A 23,691-nucleotide genomic window follows, 5' to 3' on the forward strand; every position below is an offset into this window, starting at 1 on the left:
GTCGTTGCGGCCGGACGCGGCCGAATCTTTCTGGATGGTGGGTCGTTGGGCTGGGTGGAGGCGACCCCACCCAGCCTTTCGGGCCACCCTCCCCTCAAGGGGAGGGGTCAGGCGGCCGCCTTGAGCGACGCCTTTTGCGCGGCAAAGGCCCAGTCGAGCCAGGGCAGCAGCGCTTCGAGGTCGGAAGTCTCGACCGTCGCCCCGCACCAGATGCGCAGGCCGGGCGGCGCGTCGCGATAGGCGCCGATGTCGTAGGCGACGCCTTCCTTGTCGAGCGCCGAGACAATGCCCTTGGCGAACGTCGCTTGTCCGTCGGCATCGAGCGCCGCGACATCCGGGTCGGTGAAGGAAAGGCAGACCGACGTGTTCGACCGCGTCGCCGGATCGGTGGCCAGATGACCGAGCCACGAGGATCTGCGGACGAAACCGTCGAGAACGGCGGCATTGGCGTCAGCGCGGGCAATCAGCGCGTTGAGCCCGCCGATCGACTTCGCCCAACGCAGCGCATCGAGATAGTCCTCGACGCACAGCATCGACGGCGTGTTGATGGTCTCGCCCTTGAAGATGCCTTCGATGAGTTTGCCGCCCGACGTCAGGCGGAAGATTTTCGGCAGCGGCCAGGCCGGCTTGTAGCTTTCCAGCCGCTCCACGGCGCGCGGGCTGAGGATCAGCATGCCGTGCGCACCTTCGCCGCCCAGCACCTTCTGCCAGGAAAAGGTGACGACATCGAGCTTCTGGAAATCGAGGCTTTGTGCAAAGGCAGCAGAAGTGGCGTCGCAGATGGTCAGGCCCCTGCGAGCAGCCGGGATGAAATCGCCGTTCGGCACGCGCACGCCTGATGTCGTGCCGTTCCATGTGAAGACCACATCGCGGTCGAAGTCGATTTTTGTCAGATCTGGCAATGCGCCGTAGCCGGCTTCGATCCTGCGCACGTCGGCGAGCTTCAGCTGCTTGACCACATCGGTGACCCAGCCGGAACCGAAACTCTCCCAGGCGACCATGTCGACGCCGCGCTCGCCGAGCAGCGACCACAGCGCCATCTCGACCGCGCCGGTGTCCGACGCCGGTACGATGCCGATGCGATAGTCTGCCGGAACCTGAAGGATCTCCCGCGTCAGCTCGATCGCCTGTTCGAGCTTGGTCTTGCCGATCTTGGCGCGGTGCGAACGTCCGAGCGCGGCATTGGTCAACGCCTCCACCGACCAGCCGGGGCGTTTTGCACAGGGACCTGAGGAAAAATTGGGATTTGCCGGACGGAGTCCGGGCTTCGTATGCGTCGTCATCGTGGTCTATCCTTCCAGATAGTGGCCCCTCGTTGGGGAGGGGTGACCCACGGACGGCGATATGCTTTCAGGGTTCAGGCGTCAAGGGGAAAGTTTTTGTCGCTGGCAGGACACTATAGCGCACCAGCCGAAAACAGAACGACGGGCCGAAGCCCGCCGCTGCCATTCCTAGGCTTTCGCCGTGCCTACCAGAGGTCGTAACGCAACCCGACCTTGACTTGGTGATTGCTGATCCCTTTGCGGATCGGATACGAATCCAGGTCCTCTGCGGTGGCATATTCAGCATCGGGCGCGGAAAAATATTGATAGCCCAGATCGACGGAAACATTCTTGGACACTTGATAGGCAAGGCCCGCATTCAGCGTATAGGCGAAGGAGTATTGGGTCTTGTTGTCCTGCAGAGCGAAATCGTCGGTGGGGTCATCGTTGTCGGTGAAATAGCTCGCCGACAGCTTGCGCTTGCTCTGGACGATGCCAATACCCGCGCCGAGATAGGGCGTGATCCCAACATAGGTGCCAAGATCGACATAGCCATTGAGCATGCCTGAGAACGCGTAGTTTTTCAGAGATCCGGACGCCACGGTCGCCGGATCCGCAGTCGCTGAATCATTATAGCCGACGCCGATCTTGTTGCCTGGCAGATAGCCGAAATTAAGATCGGCGCGCAGATAGTCGTTGAAATGGTAGCCGAAGCCGATGCTGGCAAAGATGGGATCTTCTTGGTTGCTGAAGCTCGCCGGCGTGAAGGCGAAATCCTCATTTTCGTAGCTCTTCTGCGGCAGATAGGAAACATCGCCGCGCAGATACCATCCCGAACCGACCTCGACCGGCACGTAGTCCGGCGCCTGATCGACATAGATCGGCGGATCGTAGTCGGCGCCAAGCGCCTCCGGCAGCGGCATCAGGGCGATTGCTGCAAGCGTCAGCGCTATGCGCGATTTGACTGTCATGTCCCCGGCTCCCGAAGGTGGCGCCATTCGCGATTGCGAGCGCCGTTTCAAGAGGCATTGTTAACCATAGTGGTTAAGTGGCGGTTAAGGATAACAGAGCGTTAGCGAATTGATTCCGATGCGCTTTAATGCATGCCGCGCAAAAGTATGCAGCGGTTTTGCGATAACGACATGCATAAAAACAATAACCTAAAGCGCGTCGCATGAATCCGTTCAAACGCGACGCGCTTTAGACCGACCCGACGCAAACGAAGACCGCCCGGCTTTGGCCGGGCGGTCCGCAAACCTGCTCTCGAAGCGATTACTTGGTGTAGATCGGTTCGGGTTCGTAGGCGATCGGCTCCGGCTGGGCGCAGTCCGATTTGCCGAACTGGTAGCGCAAGCCGCCGCGCACTTCGTGCACGTTGATGCCCTTGTCATAGCCCGGACCGACATTGCTGTCCGACGCGTAGTTGAACATCTTCCCGCCATTGATGTGGCTGAAGCGGTAGCCGACGTCGAGCTTGACCCGGTCGGTCAGGCAGTAGGACGCGCCGGCCATGGCAGCATAGGCAAAGCGCCAGCCCTTGCCGCCACCATGCTCGAAGTCGCCGTCGGCATCGCTGTTATGCAGTGTATCCCACTTGACCCAGGCACCGCCGATGCCGGCGCCGACATAGGGGGTGATGCCGTGCCAAGTGCCGATGTCGACATAGGCGTTGGCGAGAAGCAGCAGCGCCGTATAGGACGAGGTGTCGACCGAGGTGCACGGCGTTTGATCAATGCCGCAAAACCCGCTGGTTGAGCCGCGGAATTTGGATTTGCTCATCCAATCCGCGGTGAGATCGGTGCGGAAATGCTGGTTGATCTGATAGCCGACGCCGGCACCGGCCGAGAAAGCGCTCTTCAGCTTGCCGCTGTCGAACTTGCCCGTTCCCGGCGGATCACCATAGGTGATGTAGTCGGCGCCGCGAAACTTCGACCAGTGATAGTCGATGTCGCCGCGAATGTACCAGCCACCATACTCGACTGGCTGCTCGTAGACGGCCGGCGGCGGAGCCTGCTCGATCACGGGCGGCTCCACGAAGTCGGCTGCGAACACTGGCCCGGCTACGCCCGCGAACAGCGCCGCAAAGAGGGCCATTCTTGCTGTATTGAACATGCTTGTCACCCCTGAGAACCCTCGGCACAGCGAACGCGTCCGAATATGATTGGCTTCAGTCGTGGATAATGAATTGGAAAAGTTAAAAGGCGTTTAACCTTATCGCTTAACCATGAATCTCTAGGATTCGGGGAAACTCGCGGCCATATCTACGGGCAGGATTGATGTGCAACCAATGAAAAAAGCCCGCCGGGAAGGCGGGCTTTCAAACTGCCAAAAGCGCAGGATCAGGCGGCGCTGCGCGTTTCCGAAATGACCTCGACGATGTCGTTGACGACGGCCTCGACCAGTTGCTGGTCGTCGCCTTCCGCCATGACGCGGATGAGCGGCTCCGTGCCGGATGGCCGGATGACCAGGCGCCCGGACTTGCCCAGGCGGTGGCGCGCATCCTCGATCGCCGCCTTGACCGGGGCTTCCTCGAGCGGCTTGCCGCCGGAAATATGGACGTTCTTCAGAAGCTGCGGCACCGGCGCGAACTTCTTCGACAGTTCGCTGACCGGCCGGTTCTGCCGTTTGATGCAGGCGAGCACCTGGAGCGCCGAGACGAGGCCGTCGCCGGTCGTGGAAAAATCGGACAGCACGATGTGGCCCGACTGTTCGCCGCCGACATTCAGGCCGTGCGCGCGCATGTGTTCGACGACATAGCGGTCGCCGACCTTGGTGCGGTGCAACTGCAGGTTCATGTCGCCGAGGAAACGTTCGAGGCCGAGATTGGACATCACCGTCGAGACGACGCCGCCGCCGGCCAGCCGTCCACTCTGATGCCAGGACTCGGCAATCAGCGCCATGATCTGGTCGCCGTCGACGATCGCGCCATTCTCGTCGACGATGACGACGCGGTCGGCATCGCCGTCGAGCGCGATGCCGATGTCGGCGCGCACTTCGTGTACCTTCTTCTGCAGGCCGGCCGGATGGGTCGAGCCGCACTCCTTGTTGATGTTGAAGCCATTGGGCTCGACATTGATGGCGACGACTTCGGCGCCGAGTTCCCACAGTGCTTCGGGCGCCACCTTGTAGGCGGCGCCGTTGGCGCAATCGACGACGATGCGAAGCCCCGAAAGCGACATCGACCGCGGCAGCGTGCGCTTGGCGAACTCGATATAGCGGTCATGGACGCCGTCGACGCGCTTGGCGCGGCCAAGTCCGTCCGAATCGGCGAGCGCAAGGTCGATATCCTTGTCGAGCATTCCCTCGATGCGCTCCTCGATCTCGTCGGAAAGCTTGTAGCCATCCGGGCCGAACAGCTTGATGCCGTTGTCGTAGTAGGGATTGTGCGAGGCTGAGATCATCACGCCGATGTCGGCGCGCAACGAGCGCACCAGCATGGCGACGGCAGGCGTCGGAATCGGGCCGAGCAGGAACACGTCCATGCCGGCGGCGCACAGGCCCGACACCATAGCATTTTCGATCATGTAGCCGGAAAGTCTGGTGTCCTTGCCGAGCACGACGCGGTGGCGGTGGTTGCCGCGCTGGAATGAAAGGCCGGCGGCCATGCCGACCCTCATGGCGACCTCCGCCGTCATTGGAAACCTGTTGGCGCGCCCGCGAATGCCGTCCGTACCGAAATAACTTCCCGCCATGCTAGTCAGCTTCCCGATGGTTCTTTCCCGGCACGTCATGCCACAAATTGGCCCGAGCCCTATCATCACAATGCATGATTATACGTCACCATTCCTTAGAAAATCGTTGTTTTGTGTGATTTGTGTCACGCTGATGTGGTGATCTCAAGTTCCTGCCCTGTATGCGGCAGCAGCGTTCAGGAACTTCAACTCAAACCGCACTGGAGTCCGGGTGATGTGTCTGCGTGGCTTCAACCCAGAATTCGCGCGCTGTGCGGCTCCGTGCCGAGCCGCATTCAGGTCCGCCGCGCTGGCCAACTCGATTGACCTGTCATGTGAAGCGATTTCCTGGGCGTGGGCCGCCATATACGCGCTCTCCGTGCAATGCAGTCGGAAAGATTCACCTGGGAGACCCGTAGCCCGCAACGATTTCATCACCTTATTGGAAGGAATTCGCTTTCCAAACGGTCTTTTACGCTACTTAGCATCTGGCGCAACCAGTCGTTGAGCGCTATTGCTTGCTGAGGGACATATCATGAACTCTGTAAGGGAGAAAACGCATGCTCATCCATCGAATTGCCACTTTGACGGGTCTTGTCGTCGTGACCTTGTTCCTGGCGGCGCCAGCCAATGCGCTGACCATGGCCGAATGCAGCACCAAGTATAACGCGGCCAAGGACGCCGGAACACTTGGCGGGCAGAACTGGAACCAGTTCCGCAAGGCACAATGCGGCACCGACGCCACCGCAACCGACACCACGCCGGCCAAGGCAGACACCACCACCGACGCTGCCACCACCGACGATGCGGCACCGGGCCTGACGGCGAAGGAATGCAGCGCCAAATATCAGGCCGCGAAAGCCGCCGGCACGCTGAATGGCATGAAGTGGAACGACTTCCGCAAGAGCGAATGCGCCGCCGGCGCCAGCGCGGCGGCAGAACCCGCCGAGACGCCCAAAGCGACAGCGGCTACTGGCGACGATGCGGCACCGGGCCTGACGGCGAAGGAATGCAGCACCAAATATCAGGCCGCGAAAGCCGCCGGCACGCTGAACGGCATGAAGTGGAACGACTTCCGCAAGGCCGAATGCGCCGCCGGCGCCAGCGCGGCGGCAGAACCCGCCGAGACGCCCAAAGCGACAGCGGCTACTGGCGACGATGCGGCACCGGGCCTGACGGCGAAGGAATGCAGCACCAAATATCAGGCCGCGAAAGCCGCCGGCACGCTGAACGGCATGAAGTGGAACGACTTCCGCAAGGCCGAATGCGCCGCCGGCGCCAGCGTGGCGGCGGAACCCGCCGAGCCAACGACCAAGGCAGCAACCGCCGACACCGGCAAAGGCCTCAGCATGGCGGACTGCAGCGCCAAGTATCAGGCGGCCAAGGCCGGCAACATGCTGAACGGCATGAAATGGAACGACTTCCGCAAGAGTCAGTGCGGCGCCGGTGCATCCGACGACGACACCGTGCCGGCAGCCGATGAGGCAAGCTACACCAGCGACCCTCAAGCACCCACCGTCACCGCCCCCCAGGGTGTGACGTTTCCGAAGGCGATCTCCAACAAGTACAGCAGCGAAACCCCGGGCAAGGCGCGGTTGCACACCTGCCTCGACCAGTACTACGCCAACAAGGACGCCAACGCGCTGGGCGGCCTCAAGTGGATCCAGAAGGGCGGCGGCTTCTACAGCTTGTGCAATGCCAGGCTGAAGAGCTGATTTAGCGAACTTCGATCCTGATCAGGAACCCCGTGGCCTTTCCGGGCCGCGGGGTTCTCTTTTGGCAGATGGTCGCTCGTTGACTGACCAAACTGAAAGAGGCTTATGGGCAGGTCACTGCCGGCCCCACCTCCACCCGCCATCTCCAACAGCTGCGACTAAAGCGCGTCGCGTCTGAAGGGATTCATGCGACGCGCTTTAAGTCGTTGTTTTTATGCATGTCGTTATCCCAAAACCGCTGCGCACTTTTGGGCGACATGCATTAGCCCAATCCCCACCACGCCCTCGTCGATCCCAGGGCGGAGCAAGGAGCGAAGCGGCGCAGACCCTGGGATGTGACGAAGGGAGAAATGTTTCGGCCAATCTCGTGGTCTGCGATTTTGCCCCTGAAAGGAACTATTGACGCTCGTGCCACCGTCACGGTGGATTCGCTTCGCGAACCGTTCCTCGTCATTCTGCAAGACTTCAAGCCACGCCGATCGGCAGCTACCCTCCAAAGAAGAAACGCCGCGGTCAGAGCCGCGGCGTTTTCGAAATCAACCTGCTGGGCCGGCCCCTAGCTTGACGGCTGAGGCTCCATGCCGCCTTCGGGCTCGGGACCCTTCTTGCGGCGGCTGCCGGACTTCGGCACGGCCGAACCACGGCTCGGCGGCGTGTCGTCGCCGAGATCGCGGGCGGGCTTATGGCCGGCGATCAGTTGCTTGATCTCCTCGCCGGACAGGGTCTCATATTCCAAAAGGCCCTGCGCCAGCGCGATCCATTCCTTCTTCTTCTTCGTCAGGATGGATTTCGCCGTCGAATAGGCCTCGTCGATCAGCCGGCGCACTTCAGCGTCGATGATCTGCGCCGTCTCTTCCGAGACGTTCTGGGTGCGCGCCACCGAATGGCCGAGGAACACTTCCTCCTGATTTTCGCCATAGGCGACGTGGCCGAGCTTGTCGGAGAAGCCCCAGCGCGTGACCATGGCTCGCGCCAGTTTGGTCGCCTGCTCGATGTCCGAGGAGGCGCCCGAGGTGATGTTCTCCTTGCCGAACTTGAACTCCTCGGCGACGCGGCCGCCCATCATGATGGCGAGCCGCGAGATCATGTATTTGTAGCTCATCGAATAGCGGTCGCCTTCCGGCAACTGCATGACCATGCCAAGCGCCCGGCCACGCGGGATGATGGTCGCCTTGTGCAGCGGATCGGCCGACGGCACGTTCAGCGCCAGGATGGCGTGGCCGGCCTCGTGATAGGCGGTGAGTTCCTTCTCGGCCTGGGTCATGGCCGACGAACGTCGCTCGGCGCCCATCATGATCTTGTCCTTGGCGTCTTCGAATTCGGCCATGGTGACGAGACGCTTGTTGCGCCGCGCCGCCATCAACGCCGCCTCGTTGACGAGGTTCATCAGATCGGCGCCGGAAAATCCCGGCGTGCCGCGGGCAACGACCTTGAGATCGACATTGGGCGCCAGCGGCACGTTGCGCACATGCACCTTCAGGATCTTCTCGCGGCCGATGATATCCGGGTTCGGCACCACCACCTGGCGGTCGAAGCGGCCGGGCCTCAGCAGCGCCGGATCGAGCACGTCCGGCCTGTTGGTGGCGGCGATCAGGATGATGCTTTCGTTGGATTCGAAACCATCCATTTCGACCAGCAACTGGTTCAGCGTCTGCTCGCGCTCGTCGTTGCCGCCGCCGAGACCGGCGCCACGATGGCGGCCGACCGCGTCGATTTCGTCGATGAAGATGATGCAGGGCGCATTCTTCTTGGCCTGGTCGAACATATCGCGGACGCGGCTGGCGCCGACGCCGACGAACATCTCGACGAAGTCCGAGCCGGAAATGGTGAAGAACGGCACGTTGGCTTCACCGGCGACCGAACGGGCAAGCAGCGTCTTGCCGGTTCCGGGAGGGCCGACGAGCAGCACGCCGCGCGGAATCTTGCCGCCAAGCCGCTGGAACTTCTGCGGATCACGCAGGAACTCGACGATTTCTTCCAGATCTTGCTTGGCTTCGTCGACACCGGCGACATCCTGGAAGGTGACGCGGCCATGCGCCTCGGTGAGCAGCTTGGCCTTCGACTTGCCGAAGCCCATGGCGCGGCCGGAGCCGGACTGCATCTGGCGCATGAAGAATATCCAGACGCCAAGGATCAGGATCATCGGCAGCCAGGAGATGAGATAGCCGAACAGCGAATTGGAACCATCGGATTCAGGACGCGCGTTAATGGTGACGTTCTTGTCCTGCAGCCTCGAAACCAGCGAGGGATCTCCCGGCGAATAGGTCTGGAAGCCGGTCGCGCTGTCGGTATAGGTACCGGAGATGCGGGAACCCGCGATAGTGACCGTCTTCACTCGGCCGGCCGCGACGTCCTGCAGGAACTGCGAATAGGGGACATCGCTCGCTGCTCCGCGCGTCTGCGGCGTCTGGAACAGGTTGAAGAGAGCGATGAGCAGAACCGCTATGATCGCCCAGAGCGCGAGATTACGATAATTCGGATTCATCAATTGTCCCGTTGGCGTCCGCTGGCGGACACGCGTCGTGAGAGGAAACTTGGGTCTAACATAGGGATGGCGCCCTCCCTTGCCAAGCAGAACAGCATGTCGCGGTTAAGCTTTCGCCCATGATCAACCGGCAGTGTGGCCGCTGAAAGGCACGGCTGGAACGAGCGGCGCACCGATCAGCGCGGCGACAGTCCTGGCCGGCGCCAGATCGAAGGACGGCAGGAAGCGGGCGAAGGGCGCAACAACCGGACATGCCGCCATTCGTGACGAGACCCGGCTGTCCTGCACCAGACCGAGGCATTCGCCAGGATATTCGCTAAGGTATTCGCTTGAGCGCCACAGCGCCGGCTCGGCCGCCAGGGCGGCTCGCACAAGGCTTGGCGGCGTGCCGTCGTCGGCAATTGCCCGTTTTGCGGCACGAGCCGCGCCCAATGGCGCGATCAGGGGCGGCGCGATCAAAAATGCACCTGGCTTGTCGCCCAATGTGATCCTCCGGCGACCGTCCCAGAGGGCATTGTCCGCGGCCGGAGCCGCGGGCGGCAGGTTGCGGGTTTCGCGACGCAGGAAGATGCCGGTACGCCGCGCATCGACCACCGTCCGCGACAATGTGGCGCAAAATGGGGTGGCGCAAAATGGGATTGAGCCAAACGGCCCCGCCCTCAGCCGGTCGAGCAGCGCCTCGCTGCGAGCCTGGTCGGGCAGAAAGGCAACGCCGCCGACAGTTGCCAGCAGGATGCGCAGCGCATAAACGGCCGCCGGCTCGTCTCCGGCCGCGGCAAAGCCCGGATCGAGACGGATAAGGCCGTCGGCGGGCTTACTGGCGAAGCCACGGATCAGCGCCGCCGCGCGATGGCCAAGCTGTTCGCGCTCCACGGCAGCCCGCGCGGCCAGCGCTATCGCGTCTCCCATGCGCTGCGCACCATTGCCATCGGCAAGTGCTGCGCGGATGCGCGGCCGCTCGAAAGCCTCGTCTTCATTGGTCGGATCTTCGGCCCAGCCGACATTTGCGCGCCGCAGGACGTCGCGCAGCGTCGCACGCCGTGTGCCGAGGAGCGGCCGTGCGATCCAGATCCGCCAGTCGTAAAGGGTTGCGGGCGCCATGCCGGCAAGGCCTCGCCCCCCGTCGCGGGCGCCATCGTCGCGGACTTGCCGCATCAGCACAGTCTCGGCCTGATCGTCGGCAGTGTGGCCGGTCAGGATCAGGCCGATGCCTTCCGCCCGCGCCGCCTCGGCCAGCAGCCGGTAGCGTGCCTCCCGCGCGGCAGCCGGCAGGCCTGTCGACGGCTTGCGTCCGGACCAGACCAGGATGCGGTGGGCAATGCCGCGCCCGGCGCAAAGCCTGGCCACGGCTTGCGCTTCCGCCGCCGCGCCCGGCCGCAAACCGTGATCGATCGTCACAGCCAGCAATTTCGTTGCCGGCGCGGTACGGTCGAGGTGATCTTTGAGGAGAAGGAGGAGGGCGGTCGAGTCGCTGCCGCCGGACACGGCTGCAAGAACGCCGTTGGTAAAGTCGATCTGCGAAAAATCCGAAACCTTAGGCTCGGTTTCGAGCGTCAGCACGCCGCGAGCGCCCTTTCCTGCTTGACGCGTTCCTTGAGCGCGCCGGAAACGTTGGGATAGCGTTTGCCGATCTCGCCGAAAGTGGCGCAGGCCACGTCGCGCTGGTTCAATCCGACCAGCGACACACCGAGCTTCAGCAGCATGTCGGGAGCCTTCTTGGCCTTCGGATAGTCCTTGCTGGCCGCCAGGAAAGTCTCGGCCGCGTCGCGGTATTTCTGCTGGCCGAGCAGCGACTCACCCAGCCAGTAATGCGCGTCCGCCGCCTTGGCGTCCCTGGGGAAGCGGGCGATATGGTCGCGAAAACCCTGTTCGGCGGTATTGTAGTCGCCCGACAGAATGAACTGGTAGGAGTTGCGGTAAAGCTCCTCCGGGTCGTCGGTGGCGGGCAGCGCCGCGACCACCGTGTCGTCGGGCTTGCCGGTCTGCGTCCCAGTGGCTTGGCCGCCGGCGGCTTGGTCGCCGGGGATGGGGTCGGTGCTCTGCGCCGGTGCATGCGCTTGCGGTTTGCCGTCGGAGTCGACAACGTTGCCGTTCTTGTCGACGGTGATGGTGCCGAACGTCTTCGGCGGCGCGCCCTGGATGACCGTGCCGGGTTCGCCTGTCGGCGATTCGACGATGACCTCCTGGCCGCCATCGGGCGGTGTGCCCGCATCGGCCGGCGCGTGCGTCGCCGGGGCCTCGGCGACGCTGCCGTCGGTCTCGGTGGTGGCGTCCGACTTCTTCTGCTCGCCTGGTTGCTGCGCGCCTTGCGAACCGCCTTCCAGCTGCTGGAAGCGGAACTCGTTGTCTTCCTGCTGCTTGCGGATCTGCTCCTGCATTTGCAGGACCTGGAAGTTGAGCTCCTCGATCCTGCCGTTCATCTGCCGGAGCTGTTCCTGAAGCGCCGTAGCGCTGGTGCCGTCCTGCGCGAATTGAACCTGATCCGGCTTCTCGCTGGGCTTTTCACCGAAAACGCCGGGCAGGTTGATCTTGGGCAAATGGAAGGAAAGACCGCCTTTCGACGGCTGCTCGGTGCCGCTTGCCGGGGCGGCGACGCTTGTTAGGAGCAGCAGCGCAAGCGTGCCGCTCAAGACCGATCTGAAATGCATGTGCCTCTCGCCGTGAAATTGTTGGCCTGTTGCGCGCCTTCCGATCAGGATGGACCGTCAGGCTTCTCGGCTCTTAGCAGGCCGCAGGACTTCGGCCAAATTTTGTTTCAAGGCTCATATCCGGGCTCCGGACATGAAAAAGGCGGCCGCAGCCGCCTTTCGCACATATGTGTTGCATTTCTGCCGATCAAGAACCGGCGCCGCTGAGCGTGGTGACGGCGCGACGGTTCTGCGACCAGCAGGAGATGTCGTCGCAGACCGCGACCGGACGCTCCTTGCCGTAGGAAATGGTCTTCAGGCGCTGGGCGGCAACACCCCTGGCGACGAGGAAGTCGCGGGTGGCGGCCGCACGGCGGGCGCCGAGCGCCAGGTTGTATTCGCGTGTGCCGCGCTCGTCGGCATGGCCCTCGATGACGATGGCGTACTGCCCGTATTGGTTCAGCCACTGCGCCTGGCGCGAAAGCGTCGTCTGCGCGTCGGCGCGGATCGAGGACGAATCCGTGTCGAAGAAGATGCGGTCGCCGATGTTGACGGTGAAGTCCTGGGCCGATCCGGGCGTTGCCGCGCCGGCACCGCTGAGGCCGAGATCGGCGGCGCTGTTCGGGGTCTTCTTCGAAGCGCAACCGGCGATGGCGAGTGACGCCACCAGTGCAATCATCACCGGGCTTCTGGTAAGTGCTGCGATACGGCCCATGCCGCCTCTCCTTCGCAATTCGAGTGATTTCATTGATCCTCCAGTAACCACGTTTGGGTTAACCGGCATTCAAGAAACACGGTTAAAAATTGGTTGCGGCTGCCGTCCGCAGCCGTTTTGCCCCAAGGGACAACAGGGGTCACAATGCGCGCGGACCGTAGGCGGAAATACGGCCAAAACGCGACCAAGGCGTGGAAAGGAGCGAATTGAAGAATTGAAGAATTGAGGAATCGAAGAAACTGAAGAGAGAGATCACTTTAGCTTCTCTCTCAGATTCACCAGCATACCGTAGATATGGGCGTAGGATTGCAGCCATTCGTCGCGTTGCGCTTGCGTGGTGTATCCAAGGTCGAACGCGTACGAAATCCATGTCTCCACTTCACTGCATGACCCCATAGCCATCGAAATGAAACGCGCGAATTCAAGCTTAGAGTGGGTCTGTTTGGCAAATCCCTCAGCCAAATTGGCGCAGATCCCCTTGCTGGAACGGCGCAATTGATCGGCTAGCGCGTATTGCTCCATTTTGGGGAAGGCAAGCGTGGCTTTGTGCACCTCAAGAGAAACCGAATAAGCACGCTTATAGACCTCGAGATCCTTCGCTCGCTTAATATAGCCCCCTGCCTTCTCCATCTCTTCAATTCTTCAATTCTTCAATTCCTCTCTTATTCCAAGAGCGGCGACCATGCCGGGTCCGATGCGAAATTCGTGGTCGGGATCGGCTGTTCGTTGCGACCGGTGAGATCGACCGAAACGAGCTTCGGCCCGCCGGCTGAATCGCGGAAGAACATCAGCACCCGGCCGTTGGGCGCCCAGGTCGGCCCCTCCTGCTGGAAGCCTGTCGAAAGGATGCGCTCGCCCGAACCGTCGATGCGCATGACGCCGATCTGGAATTCGCCGGCGGTCTGCTTGGTGAAGGCGATGAGATCGCCGCGCGGCGACCACACCGGCGTCGAATAGACACCGTCACCGAAGGAGATGCGGGTCTGGCCCGAACCGTCGGCGCCCATCACGTAGATCTGCGCGCGGCCGCCGCGGTCGGAGGTGAACACCACCTTGCTGCCATCCGGCGAATAGGACGGCGAGGTGTCGATCGCCGTCGAATTGGTGAGCCTGGTCGTCGAGCGGCTTCTCAGGTCCATGGCGAAGATGTTGGAATTGCCGTCCTCGCGCAGCAGGCTCATGATCACCTTCTGGCCGTCGGGCGAAAAGCGCGGCGCAAAGGTCATGCCGGGAAAATTGCCGACCAGTTCGCGCTGTCCGGTTTCGATCTGCAAGAGATAAACCCGCGGCTGGCCGCTTTCATAGGACATGTAGGTGATTTCCTGCCGGTTCGGCGAGAAACGCGGGGTCAGCACGATCGACCTGCCATCCGACAGGTAGCGGACGTTGGCGCCATCCTGGTCCATGATGGCGAGCCGCTTCTTGCGCGCATTCTTGGCGCCCGATTCGTCGATGAAGACGACGCGCGTGTCGAAATAACCCTTCTCGCCGGTCAGCCGCTCATAGATGGCGTCGGCGATGATATGGGCGACGCGCCTCGTATTGGCGTCGTTGGCGAAGAACTGCTCACCGGACATCTGCTGGCCGGCAAAGGTGTCCCACAGCCTGTACTGGGCGCGGACGCGGCCGTCGGCCTCCTTGCTGACGCTGCCGGTCACCAATGCTTGCGCATTGATCACCTTCCAGTCTTCGAAGCGCGGCGTCGCGTCCGGGTTCGAGATCTTCTCGATGAAGGCGCTCTTGTCGATCGGCGCGAACAGGCCGGAGCGCTTCAGGTCTGCGCTGACGATGCCGGAAATCTCCGCGCCCAGCGCATCGCCGCCCTGGAAATCGGTGATGGCGATCGGCAGCGGCTCGACATTGCCTTTGTTGACGTTGAGCTCAACGAGCGCCCGCGCCGGCAAGGTAGCGGCGGCAGTCATGCCCAGCGCCATCGCTGCGATCATCAGGAGCGGCTTGAGGATGGATTTCATGTCTTCTCGCTTCTCTTCAATGATTCAATGGGCGCCAGGCCTAGAGGCCGAGCATCTCCCTCGGATCGAAAGTGACCCGAACGTCGGCCCAGATGTCTTGTTTGCCGGCGGGAACTTGCAGGCCGGCGACATCGCATTTCTGAACCGCGCGAACTGCACTTTCGTCAAACGGACGATTTCCGCTGGACTTTTCGACGGATGGCCGTCCGTCGAGCTTGCCGGAAGCGTCCAGGTTGAACCGGACTACGACTATGAAATTCTCGGAACCCTCGAGCCCTACCGGCAGTGTCCAGCAACCGCCAAGCTGGGCCTCCAATGCCCCCTGTTCCGATCTCGAAAGCTTCTGGCCCTGATCCTTGTTGCCACCGAGCGACGCCTGCTGGGTCGAGCGCTTGGCGCCGCCGCCGGATGGCTTCTGCTTGTTGAGAAGTGCGGAAATCTCGTCGGCGTTGAATTGCTTGTCATCCGACTTCGGCTTGGACGAGGCTTCCTTGACCGGCTTGTCGGCGTTCTTGCGCTCCGGCGCCTTGGCGCTTTCGGCCTGGGCCGGTTGCGGCTTCGGTCGCGCCTGCGGCGCCGGCGCCGAATCCGGAAGCTGCGTCTCCTCGGTTGGCGGCTCCTGGGCAATGGCCTCGGCGACGGCGTCGGGTTTGACCTCCGGCTGCGGGTCGATGGCGGCGGTCTTGTCCTGCGGTGGGGCCGGCGCCGGCTCCTTGGCCGGTGTCGGTTTTGGCTCCGCCTGCTTGACCGGTTCGGGCTTCACCTCTTCCTTCGGCTGCGGGACCGGTGCGACCTCCGTCGCCGGAACAGGCTTGGGTTGCTCCTTCGGCTTCGGCACGTCCTCGGGCTTCGGCTTTTCGACCGGGGTTGGCGCGGGTGGCGGCGCCTCTGCCAGATCGACCGGCTTCGGCTTGGCTTCCGGCGTTATCGGCTTTTCCGTATCGACACTGTTCTCGCCGACCTTCTGGGCATCGGGAACGATATCCGGTCGCCTGGTCGGCGTCGGCGCCGGCTTTTCATGCACCACGGCTTTCTTGTCGCCCTGCAGAACCTGCGCCATCGCCTCCATGGGCACGATATCGACCGACACCGATTCAGCGTCGGACGCAGGCATGGCAGGCGGCGAGGACAGCGTGAACAGCCCGAAGGCAATCGCCACCGTATGCAAGATCACCGATGTGGTGAGGCCGGTCCTCATCTTGCGTCTATTGATCCTGTTCCTGTAGTGAAACGAGGCCGATGTTCTTGTAGCCGGCGGCCGAGATGCGGGCCATCACCTTCATCGCCGTGCCGTAGTCCGTCGATCTGTCGCCGCGGATGAAGATACGCTCATCGTAGCCGGTCTTCGAAATCGCCTGCAGCTTCGCGACCAGCTCCTCGATCGGGATCTCGGTTTCCTGGAGATAGATCTGGCCGGTGGAGTTGATCGAAACGGTGATCGGTTGCGTATCGACATTCATCGCCTTGGCCTGCGTGTCCGGCAGGTCGATCGGCACGCCGACCGTCAACAATGGCGCCGCGACCATAAAGATGATCAACAGCACCAGCATCACGTCGACCATCGGCGTGACGTTGATTTCCGATATCATCGCGTGATGGCGGCCACGCCGCCTGTGGCCGCGCCCGCCGCGTCCCGCCATGCCTACGGACATACCCATCTAGTTGCTCCTCAGGCCTTAGGCGCTACTTTTTCATCGATTTGGCGCGAGAGTATGGCGGAGAACTCGTCGGCAAAGCCCTCCATGCGCACGGCGATCTTGTTCGCGTCCGATGACAGCTTGTTGTAGGCGATGACGGCGGGGATGGCCGCGAGCAGGCCGATAGCCGTCGCCAGCAGCGCTTCGGCAATGCCGGGTGCCACCACCGACAGGCTGGTGTTCTTGGAGGCGGCGATCGCCTGGAACGAGGTCATGATGCCGATCACGGTGCCGAACAGGCCGATGAAGGGCGCCGCCGAGCCGGTGGTGGCGAGGAAGCCGAGCCGTCCTTCCAGCCGTTCCATTTCGCGGGTCAGCGCCAGGTCCATCGCCTTGTCGATGCGGGTCTGCAGGCCGAGCGGCGATTTCGCGCCCTTCTCGAAGCTCTTTTTCCATTCGCGCATGGCGGCGACGAAGATGGCGCCCATGCCTGACGTCTTGCGGTCGGCGAGCGTGCGGTAGAGCTCTTCCAGCGACTGTCCCGACCAGAACACCTGTTCGAAGCGATTGAGCGCAAGCCGCATGCGGCCATAGGCGACGAGCTTGTCGACGATGATCGCCCAGGTCCAGATCGAGGCACAAAGCAGCCCGATCATGACCAGCTTGACCACCCAGCCGGCCTGCATGAACAGTGCCCAAATCGACAAATGCGCGCCCGGTTCGGCGAGTGCGATGTTTTCCATGGTTACGTCCTTAAGATTTTCCGGGGCATGGCTGGCGGTTGGCCCATGGGCATACCTTGTGGTCGCGCAAAGCTTGCAGAATAACCCCAAAATGCACCGTTGGCGGCCTTTTCGGAGCAAATATTGGTGAAAGGAAGGCGCTTGGATTCCTCCAATCTTCACCGATCTCTTCATGAACTGTTATGGTTAAGGATGCGTTAGGACGTACAGCGCGACGCATTGCCGCGCCCCAGGCGAGCCGCCCGGCAAATCGTCACCCGCGATCGGAGCGGACAGCACCGGGTCAGCGACGCTGGGAGACGTTACCCACTTGCCTTGGGGATGAAGGCCGCAACCCATTCCTTCGGAAAACGTCTCGGCCGGCCGTTCTCGCCGATGATGGCCGCCTCAACCCGCGCCTCGACCAGCACCTCGCTGCCACGCTTCAACTGCTGCGCCATGAAGATGCGCGCACCGGAAATGTCCTCGGTTCGCGTCTCGATGGTGAGGATGTCATCCATGCGGGCCGATCCGCGGAAGTCGATCTCCATGCGCCGCACCACCCAGACTATTCTTTCGCCATGCTTGCCCTCGGCCAACTCGGTGTGATGGACGCCGGCAAGCCGCAGATAGTCGGAACGGCCGCGCTCGAAGAATTCGAGATAGCGCGCGTGATAGACGACGCCGGAGAAATCGGTGTCGGCATAATAGACCCGCGCCATCAGCCGATGGCCGAATTCCGTCAGCGCGCCGGAAAGCCCGGCGCAGAGCATCGCCGATTCACCATGATCGTCCATTGCGCTTTCCTTTTTCGGCCTGACCGGGCACCTAAAGCGCGACGCGCTTGAGGCAGTTGTTTCCGTGCGTGTCGTTGTCCCAGAACCGCTACACGCTTTTGGGCGGCACGCATCAGCTTGGCGCACGAACCCGATGGCACTGTTGACGGCGATGATCAAGACCTTGATGGCGGCGCTGCTTGTGCTGGCCGCGCTGGCGCTGCCGGGCCAGGCGGCGAGCTTTTCGATGAAGCGGGGCCTCAATCTCGACCAATGGACGACATGGCCGGGCGAGGACAAATGGGGCGACCCGCAGGCAATCCTGCCCTATCCCGAATGGCGCAAGTTCCTCAACGACGACGACCTCAAGGCGCTGAAGAGCGCCGGCTTCGATTTCCTGCGCATGCCGGTCGACCCATCGCCGTTCCTGTCCGGCGAGACGCTGACGCTGCGCGGCAACCTCTATGCCAGCGTGCTGGACTCGGTGCGCATGATCAATCGTGCCGGACTGAAAGTGGTCGTCGACATGCACCTGATCCCCAGCGGCGGCAGCCGCAAGATCGGCATGGGCGAGGTGATGGACGACCCGAAAATGTTCGAAGCCTATGCCGAGGTGGTGCGCAAGATGGCGCGCACGCTGGCCGATGAGGACCCGCGCCAAGTCGCTTTCGAGCCGATGAACGAGCCGGTCGTCGACTGCGATACCGATAGCACCAGCCTCTGGCCGGAGCGCCAGCAGAGACTGTTCGCGGCGGCGCGTTCGTCGGCCATCAAGCTCACCCTGATCCTGACCGGCGCCTGCTATTCCAATGCCGCATCGCTGGCAAGGATCGATCCGAAGGCGATCCCGGACGACAACGTCATCTGGACCTTTCACTCCTACGACCCGTTCCTGCTCACCCATCAGGGCGCGACCTGGGTCGGCGATTTCATCCCCTATGTTACCGGCCTGCCCTATCCGCTCGGCGCTGTCCCGCGCGCGCAACTGGATGTTACGCTCGATGCGATCCGCGCCAAGATCAAGGCCGAGGCGCCATGGGCGCGGCGGAGCGGCCTGCTCGCCTATCTCGACGAGCAGGTCGCCAGCATGGACACGGACGAAAAGCTGCTCGCGATAATGGATACGCCGTTCAAGACGGTGGAAGCCTGGGCGAAGACCAATGGAATAAAACCGGAGAACATCACGCTGGGCGAGTTCGGCATGATCCGCCAGGAATACGGCAATGCCTATGTGATGCCGGCCGAATACCGTGCCGCCTATGTCAGCGATATGATCGCGCGCGCCGAAGCCCATGGCTTCGCATGGTCGGTCTGGAGCTATGGCGGCGCCTTCGGCATCGTCGACGGCTTCAACGGCGACAAGGCCGACCCGGGCGTGATGGAAATGATCAGGACGTTGCCGGCAACCAAGCCGTGAAAGCCGGGGGCTTACGGCTCTTCCTGGAACAGGCTGATCTGCTGCTGCGCCAGGTCCTTGGGTGCGTCGAGGCCGAGATGCCGCCAGGCATTGGCGGTCAGCACGCGGCCGCGCGGCGTGCGCTGAATAAAACCCTGCTGGATCAGATAGGGTTCGATAATGTCCTCGATGGCGTCGCGCGGCTCGGAGAGCCCCGCAGCGATGGTCTCGATGCCGACCGGCCCGCCGCCAAAATTCCGCGCGATCATCGACAGATACCGGCGATCGAGCGCATCGAGGCCGAGCGCGTCGACCTCGAGCCGCGTCAGCGCTTCGTCGGCGATCCGGTGGTCGACATGACCGTTGCCGGCGACGGAGGCGAAATCGCGCACGCGGCGCAGCAGGCGTCCGGCGATGCGCGGCGTGCCGCGCGCCCGCCGCGCGATCTCCAGCGCGCCATCGTCGCCGAGCGGCATGGCAAGAATGCGGGCGCCGCGTCGCACGATCTGCTCGAGCTCCTCGACGGAGTAGAAATTGAGACGAACCGGAATGCCGAAACGGTCGCGCAGCGGATTGGTCAAAAGGCCGAGCCGGGTGGTGGCGGCGACGAGGGTGAAACGGGCAAGGTCGATCTTGACCGAGCGCGCCGCCGGCCCTTCGCCGATGATCAGGTCGAGCTGGAAATCCTCCATCGCCGGATAGAGGATTTCCTCGACCGCCGGGTTGAGCCTGTGGATCTCGTCGATGAACAGCACGTCGCGGTCTTCGAGATTGGTGAGCAGCGCCGCGAGATCGCCGGCCTTGGCGATGACCGGGCCTGAGGTCGAACGGAAATTGACGCCGAGCTCGCGCGCCATGATCTGCGCCAGCGTCGTCTTGCCGAGGCCGGGCGGCCCGACGAACAGCACATGGTCGAGCGCCTCGCTGCGGCCCTTGGCGGCCTCGATGAACACTTTGAGGTTGGCCCGCACCGCCGCCTGGCCGACGAAGTCGCCGAGCGTCTGCGGCCGCAAGGTCTGCTCGGCATCCTCGCCGCGCTTGTCGGGAGCAATGAGGCGTGGCGAAAGGCTCATGCAAGCAGTTCCATACCGGTGATGGATCTGGCCGCCCGCTGATCGAACGTGACCGTATGCGAGCAACCAAGATTTCGATTGTGCTCGGCGATCAGCGCATCGGCAAAGTCGACCTGCGGCGAATTCGATCGTTCGAGCGCGATCACGATGGCATCGAAATCCTCGAACATCAGTGTCCTGATCTTCAGCAACCTCTGGATTGCTGTCTGCACCTGCTCCTTCGGCAGCCTGTAGCGCGAAATCAGCGCCCAACTGAACTCGACCAGCACGATCAAGCTCACGAAGCCGGGGCTGTCCTGGCTGAGACCCTTACCGAAGGCGAGGGCTTTTGCCCTTTGCTCGGCATCGTCGTTCAGCACCATTCGAAGCAGAACGTTGGTATCGATGCCTATCGACGTCACGCGCCATCCTCTTGTCCGCCCTGCGATTTGTCCCCGACGACATGCCGGCCTACGGCATCTCGCACCGCGGCGTCGATCTCTTCCAGCGAAGCGGGACCTCCGGGCGGATCGCCCAGAAATCCGGCGAGGTCGGCGAAGTCGAGATTGCGCGGCGTCCCGACCAAATAGCCATCCACGACCGTCCAGGCGATCATATCGCCTGCCTTGAGCGACAGTGCGTCCCGGACGTCCTTTGGAATTGTAAGCTGGCCCTTCGAGGTGAGACTGGCGTACGCGCCCATTTTCTTACTTCCTAGGAAATTCCTTACAACTTATATTGTAATCGGAATTCTCTTTTCCAACAACCGCCTCACCGCGCCAGTTCCTTCAGTCCGAAGCGGATCAGCTTCGACGCATCCGCATCCTCGCCGGCGCTCTTCAGCGCCGCCGCCACCGCATTGGCGGCGATGTCGCGCGAATAACCGAGATTGACCAGCGCCGAGACGGCGTCGGTGATCGGCGCCGGCGCGACGCCCTCGCCGAGTTCCTGCTTCAGGCCGATGGTGCCGGAGGCAGCGCCAGCATAGGCCGGCGCCTTGTTCTTCAATTCGGTGACGATGCGCTCGGCCACCTTCTTGCCGACGCCCGGCGCGCGACTGACCATGGCGATATCACGTAGCGCGATGGCATTGGCGAGATCGGCCGGCGCCAGCGTCGAAAGGATGGCCAGCGCCACCTTGGCGCCAACGCCCTGCACATTGTTCATCAGCAGCCTGAACCACTCGCGCTCCAGCACCGACTGGAAACCGTAGAGCCGCAGCATGTCCTCGCGCACGTAGGTCTCGATGAACAGCACCACCGCCTCGCCGGGTGCCGGCAAAGCGGCAAGCGTGCGCGCCGAGCAGTGGGTGACATAGCCGACGCCGTGGACGTCGACGATGCAGAAATCCTCGTCGATCTCGTCCAGCGTGCCCCTGAGCTTGCCAATCATGTGAGCTTGCCGATCATGCGTGATGCCTCATGCCAGCGCCGCCATCCGATACGCGACACTTTGCCGGTGATGCGCGTGGCAGATGGCTATGGCCAGCGCGTCGGCGGCATCGTCGGTGTCGAAAGTCGCCTTCGGCATCAGCACCTTGACCATCATGTGGATCTGTTTCTTGTCGCCATGGCCGACACCGATCACCGCCTTCTTGACGGCGTTGGGCGCATATTCGGCAACGACCAGACCTGCCCGCGCCGGCACCAGCATGGCGATGCCGCGCGCCTGGCCAAGCTTCAGCGTCGCTGCCGCATCCTTGTTGACGAAAGTCTGCTCGACCGCCGCCTCATGCGGCATGGCGGCATGCAGGATATCACTGAGCCCGTCGTGCAACTGGCACAAGCGCATCGCCAGCGCCGCCTTGTCGTCGGAACGCACAGTGCCGGAGGCAACGAAGCGCAGCGAATTGCCGAGGCTCTCAACGATGCCCCAGCCGGTGCGCCTTAGCCCCGGATCGATGCCGATGATGCGAATCGCTTCCCCCATTCGCCAAGTCTACCCTTGGCGGGCAGCGATGCCAGCGAAATGTGAACAAACCAGAAACAGGTCCCCGCTACGAATTATCGAGCAGCCTGTCAGCCGCGGGCGAAAGCCGTGTTCAGCAGCGTGATCTGGTCGGAAACCGGATTGACGCGGCGGCCGGATGGCGGCACGTCGGCCACGGCGCTGCCATAGATTTCCTCGTCCATGCGGCGCACCAGCGCCTGCAGGCGCAGCGAGCGGTCGACGAGGTCGAGAAAATCCTTGGGCAGTTCGACCCAGCCTGCGGCATCGTTGTTGGCGGACGCGGTGTCGAGACGCACCTTGGACTTTTCGGAAGCAACCTGATCGCGGGTCATCTCGCCGGAATTCGCCGCGCGCTGCAAAAGCAGCCAGGAGGCGACCTGCATCAGCCTCGTGGTCAGCCGCATCGACTCAGCCGCATAAAGCGTCGCTGCCAGCCTGGACAGTTTCTTCGCCTCGACCCGGCCCTTGCCGTCCAGATATTCGGCCGCCTGTTCGACCAGGCCCATGCCTTCCTGGTAGAGCGGCTTGAAGGATTGGGAGAAAACCCGGCGCTCCGCCAGCTTGATGGTTTTCGCGCTTCCCCTCGAAGAAGAGTCGTTCATCGATACGCCCTGCACTTGCCCTAAGCTGGTCGATTCGGCGTCACGCCGTCACGCCCTGCACCCTATATGACCAAGACTAGAAAATGCGCTTCGGAGCGGGTGAAGGCAAGCACATGTTTAACGAACGGTTAACGGCGGCGCCGAAATCGGGGCGATCCGGATTACGAACAAAAAAAGAGCCGCGGATAAGGCGGCTCTCAGGAGTTTAACAGGGAGGCGTCAAACAAAGTGGCTCCAACCACTCGGTAAGAATCCAGATCACTGGATGCACATAGTAAACGCCTGTAAAGCTTAATGAAACCTTAACGGCGCGGATATTTTTTGATCGAGTGTCTCCCGCTTGTGCCGTAACAGCACAATGCTCAAGCTCTTTCGGGGGCTCGGGCCTTATGGGCATCAGCAAGCGGCTCGGCTTTCCACACCACCGGCAGCGCGATGTAGGCGAACAGCAGCAATCCCGCGTAAAAGCCCATGGAGGACGTTGCCACCAACGGCTCGATCGCCGGGTTGCCGGCAAGCATGATGTAAAGGCCGATCAACAGGCCGATACCACTGATTGCCGTCAACCAGAAATGGACGGTGGCGAGCGTCTTTTGGCCGATTGCCGGAAACAAATGGTAGAAAAAGGCGAACACCGCCGACATCAGCCATCCGGCCACCATGATATGGGCGTGGGTCGGCATCTGCGCATGGTCCTTGCTGATCGCCATCTGAAGGCCGAGCGCCATCCCGAACAGTGCGTAGATGACGGCCAGCGTGAAGAAATTTCGTGCTACCTTTTGCATAGTATCCCCCGATTTGCCTTTTCCGTATTCGGAATGGGTTGAGTTCAGGCGGTTGACCCGCCACCGGGCCCCCCGCATCGGCGCATTAGCATCGGCAATGTTTCTGGACGATGCCGCGTCGCCCCGACCCTTCCCGGCTCTGTCAAAATAGCGGAAACAGCGCGGCGCGCTTGCGCAATCGCTGAACGGTGCCATTCCGGCCGTGTTTCATAGGACGCCGAAACAAAGCCGTCTCCCACGCGACATCGTTCCGAAACAGGCGCCGCGCTAAACGCCCGCTCCTCGCAGCGAGACGGAGCAAATGTGCTCCGCTCACTATCATC

Annotated in this window: 23 protein-coding genes; 2 read left to right on the forward strand and 21 right to left on the reverse strand. The window is 62.4% G+C overall.

The window, feature by feature from the left end:
- Positions 1–107 precede the first annotated feature (107 nt).
- The 4 genes from EJ066_RS04955 to glmM all read right to left on the reverse strand — a co-directional run bounded on the left by EJ066_RS04955 (position 108) and on the right by glmM (position 4,954).
- A complete protein-coding gene (locus EJ066_RS04955; protein ID WP_126035452.1) occupies positions 108–1,283 on the reverse strand; it encodes a phosphoserine transaminase in 1,176 nt (391 codons plus the stop codon).
- Between the two features lie 185 nt (positions 1,284–1,468).
- Positions 1,469–2,233, reverse strand: a complete 765-nt coding sequence (locus EJ066_RS04960) for an outer membrane protein (RefSeq protein ID WP_126035454.1) — start codon at positions 2,231–2,233, stop codon at positions 1,469–1,471.
- A 301-nt stretch (positions 2,234–2,534) separates the two neighbouring features.
- Entirely contained in the window at positions 2,535–3,374 is an 840-nt protein-coding gene (locus tag EJ066_RS04965; RefSeq protein ID WP_126035456.1) for an outer membrane protein, read from the reverse strand.
- Positions 3,375–3,601: 227 nt separating this feature from the next.
- On the reverse strand, positions 3,602–4,954 hold the full coding sequence (glmM, locus tag EJ066_RS04970) for a phosphoglucosamine mutase (protein ID WP_126035458.1): 1,353 nt from the start codon (positions 4,952–4,954) through the stop codon (positions 3,602–3,604).
- 1,037 nt (positions 4,955–5,991) lie between these two features.
- On the opposite strand from glmM, the gene EJ066_RS31745 reads away from it, so the two are divergent.
- Complete coding sequence (locus EJ066_RS31745) at positions 5,992–6,648, forward strand: hypothetical protein (protein ID WP_245455184.1); 657 nt, start codon at positions 5,992–5,994, stop codon at positions 6,646–6,648.
- Positions 6,649–7,204: 556 nt separating this feature from the next.
- Here the strand turns inward: EJ066_RS31745 and ftsH are convergent.
- The 10 genes from ftsH to ybgC form a co-directional block, all read right to left on the reverse strand.
- Positions 7,205–9,133: an ATP-dependent zinc metalloprotease FtsH gene (gene ftsH, locus EJ066_RS04980; RefSeq protein WP_126035461.1), complete on the reverse strand. Its 1,929-nt coding sequence runs from the start codon at positions 9,131–9,133 to the stop codon at positions 7,205–7,207.
- A gap of 123 nt (positions 9,134–9,256) precedes the next feature.
- On the reverse strand, positions 9,257–10,693 hold the full coding sequence (gene tilS, locus EJ066_RS04985; protein WP_126035463.1) for a tRNA lysidine(34) synthetase TilS: 1,437 nt from the start codon (positions 10,691–10,693) through the stop codon (positions 9,257–9,259).
- The gene (ybgF, locus tag EJ066_RS04990) at positions 10,687–11,781 is read right to left on the reverse strand and encodes a tol-pal system protein YbgF (protein ID WP_126035466.1); all 1,095 of its coding nucleotides are present in this window, start codon (positions 11,779–11,781) and stop codon (positions 10,687–10,689) included. The genes tilS and ybgF overlap by 7 nt, the downstream gene beginning before the upstream one ends.
- Positions 11,782–11,968: 187 nt before the next feature.
- A complete protein-coding gene (pal, locus tag EJ066_RS04995) occupies positions 11,969–12,475 on the reverse strand; it encodes a peptidoglycan-associated lipoprotein Pal (protein WP_126035468.1) in 507 nt (168 codons plus the stop codon).
- Between the two features lie 252 nt (positions 12,476–12,727).
- Positions 12,728–13,105, reverse strand: coding sequence for a four helix bundle protein (locus EJ066_RS05000; protein ID WP_126035470.1), 378 nt, complete (start codon positions 13,103–13,105; stop codon positions 12,728–12,730).
- A 32-nt stretch (positions 13,106–13,137) separates the two neighbouring features.
- Positions 13,138–14,448, reverse strand: coding sequence for a Tol-Pal system beta propeller repeat protein TolB (tolB, locus tag EJ066_RS05005; RefSeq protein WP_126035472.1), 1,311 nt, complete (start codon positions 14,446–14,448; stop codon positions 13,138–13,140).
- A 40-nt stretch (positions 14,449–14,488) separates the two neighbouring features.
- A complete protein-coding gene (locus tag EJ066_RS05010; RefSeq protein ID WP_126035474.1) occupies positions 14,489–15,646 on the reverse strand; it encodes a TonB family protein in 1,158 nt (385 codons plus the stop codon).
- A 7-nt stretch (positions 15,647–15,653) separates the two neighbouring features.
- Positions 15,654–16,106: a protein TolR gene (gene tolR / locus EJ066_RS05015; protein ID WP_126035476.1), complete on the reverse strand. Its 453-nt coding sequence runs from the start codon at positions 16,104–16,106 to the stop codon at positions 15,654–15,656.
- A gap of 11 nt (positions 16,107–16,117) precedes the next feature.
- On the reverse strand, positions 16,118–16,828 hold the full coding sequence (gene tolQ / locus EJ066_RS05020) for a protein TolQ (protein ID WP_126035478.1): 711 nt from the start codon (positions 16,826–16,828) through the stop codon (positions 16,118–16,120).
- A gap of 302 nt (positions 16,829–17,130) precedes the next feature.
- The gene (gene ybgC, locus EJ066_RS05025; RefSeq protein ID WP_126035480.1) at positions 17,131–17,604 is read right to left on the reverse strand and encodes a tol-pal system-associated acyl-CoA thioesterase; all 474 of its coding nucleotides are present in this window, start codon (positions 17,602–17,604) and stop codon (positions 17,131–17,133) included.
- Between the two features lie 133 nt (positions 17,605–17,737).
- Here ybgC and EJ066_RS05030 point away from each other — a divergent pair, with 133 nt between their 5' ends.
- Entirely contained in the window at positions 17,738–19,000 is a 1,263-nt protein-coding gene (locus tag EJ066_RS05030; protein WP_126035481.1) for a cellulase family glycosylhydrolase, read from the forward strand.
- Between the two features lie 11 nt (positions 19,001–19,011).
- Here the strand turns inward: EJ066_RS05030 and ruvB are convergent, their stop codons facing one another.
- From ruvB to EJ066_RS05065, 7 genes are all read right to left on the reverse strand, one after another.
- Positions 19,012–20,052, reverse strand: a complete 1,041-nt coding sequence (ruvB, locus tag EJ066_RS05035; RefSeq protein ID WP_126035483.1) for a Holliday junction branch migration DNA helicase RuvB — start codon at positions 20,050–20,052, stop codon at positions 19,012–19,014.
- Positions 20,049–20,453: a type II toxin-antitoxin system VapC family toxin gene (locus tag EJ066_RS05040; protein ID WP_126035485.1), complete on the reverse strand. Its 405-nt coding sequence runs from the start codon at positions 20,451–20,453 to the stop codon at positions 20,049–20,051. Before EJ066_RS05040 ends, ruvB begins: the two co-directional genes overlap by 4 nt.
- A complete protein-coding gene (locus EJ066_RS05045; RefSeq protein ID WP_126035486.1) occupies positions 20,450–20,734 on the reverse strand; it encodes an AbrB/MazE/SpoVT family DNA-binding domain-containing protein in 285 nt (94 codons plus the stop codon). Before EJ066_RS05045 ends, EJ066_RS05040 begins: the two co-directional genes overlap by 4 nt.
- A gap of 68 nt (positions 20,735–20,802) precedes the next feature.
- Complete coding sequence (gene ruvA, locus EJ066_RS05050; RefSeq protein WP_126035488.1) at positions 20,803–21,423, reverse strand: Holliday junction branch migration protein RuvA; 621 nt, start codon at positions 21,421–21,423, stop codon at positions 20,803–20,805.
- 27 nt (positions 21,424–21,450) lie between these two features.
- Complete coding sequence (gene ruvC / locus EJ066_RS05055) at positions 21,451–21,960, reverse strand: crossover junction endodeoxyribonuclease RuvC (protein ID WP_126035490.1); 510 nt, start codon at positions 21,958–21,960, stop codon at positions 21,451–21,453.
- 89 nt (positions 21,961–22,049) lie between these two features.
- Positions 22,050–22,583 carry a DUF1465 family protein gene (locus EJ066_RS05060; protein ID WP_126035491.1) on the reverse strand — a complete coding sequence of 178 codons (534 nt, stop codon included), beginning with the start codon at positions 22,581–22,583 and terminating at the stop codon, positions 22,050–22,052.
- Between the two features lie 362 nt (positions 22,584–22,945).
- Positions 22,946–23,368 (reverse strand): hypothetical protein, encoded by a 423-nt coding sequence (locus EJ066_RS05065; protein ID WP_126043748.1) that lies wholly within the window; start codon positions 23,366–23,368, stop codon positions 22,946–22,948.
- Positions 23,369–23,691: the final 323 nt, after the last annotated feature.

Origin of the sequence: Mesorhizobium sp. M9A.F.Ca.ET.002.03.1.2, assembly GCF_003952365.1 — a bacterium.
Classification (GTDB): Bacteria; Pseudomonadota; Alphaproteobacteria; order Rhizobiales; family Rhizobiaceae; genus Mesorhizobium.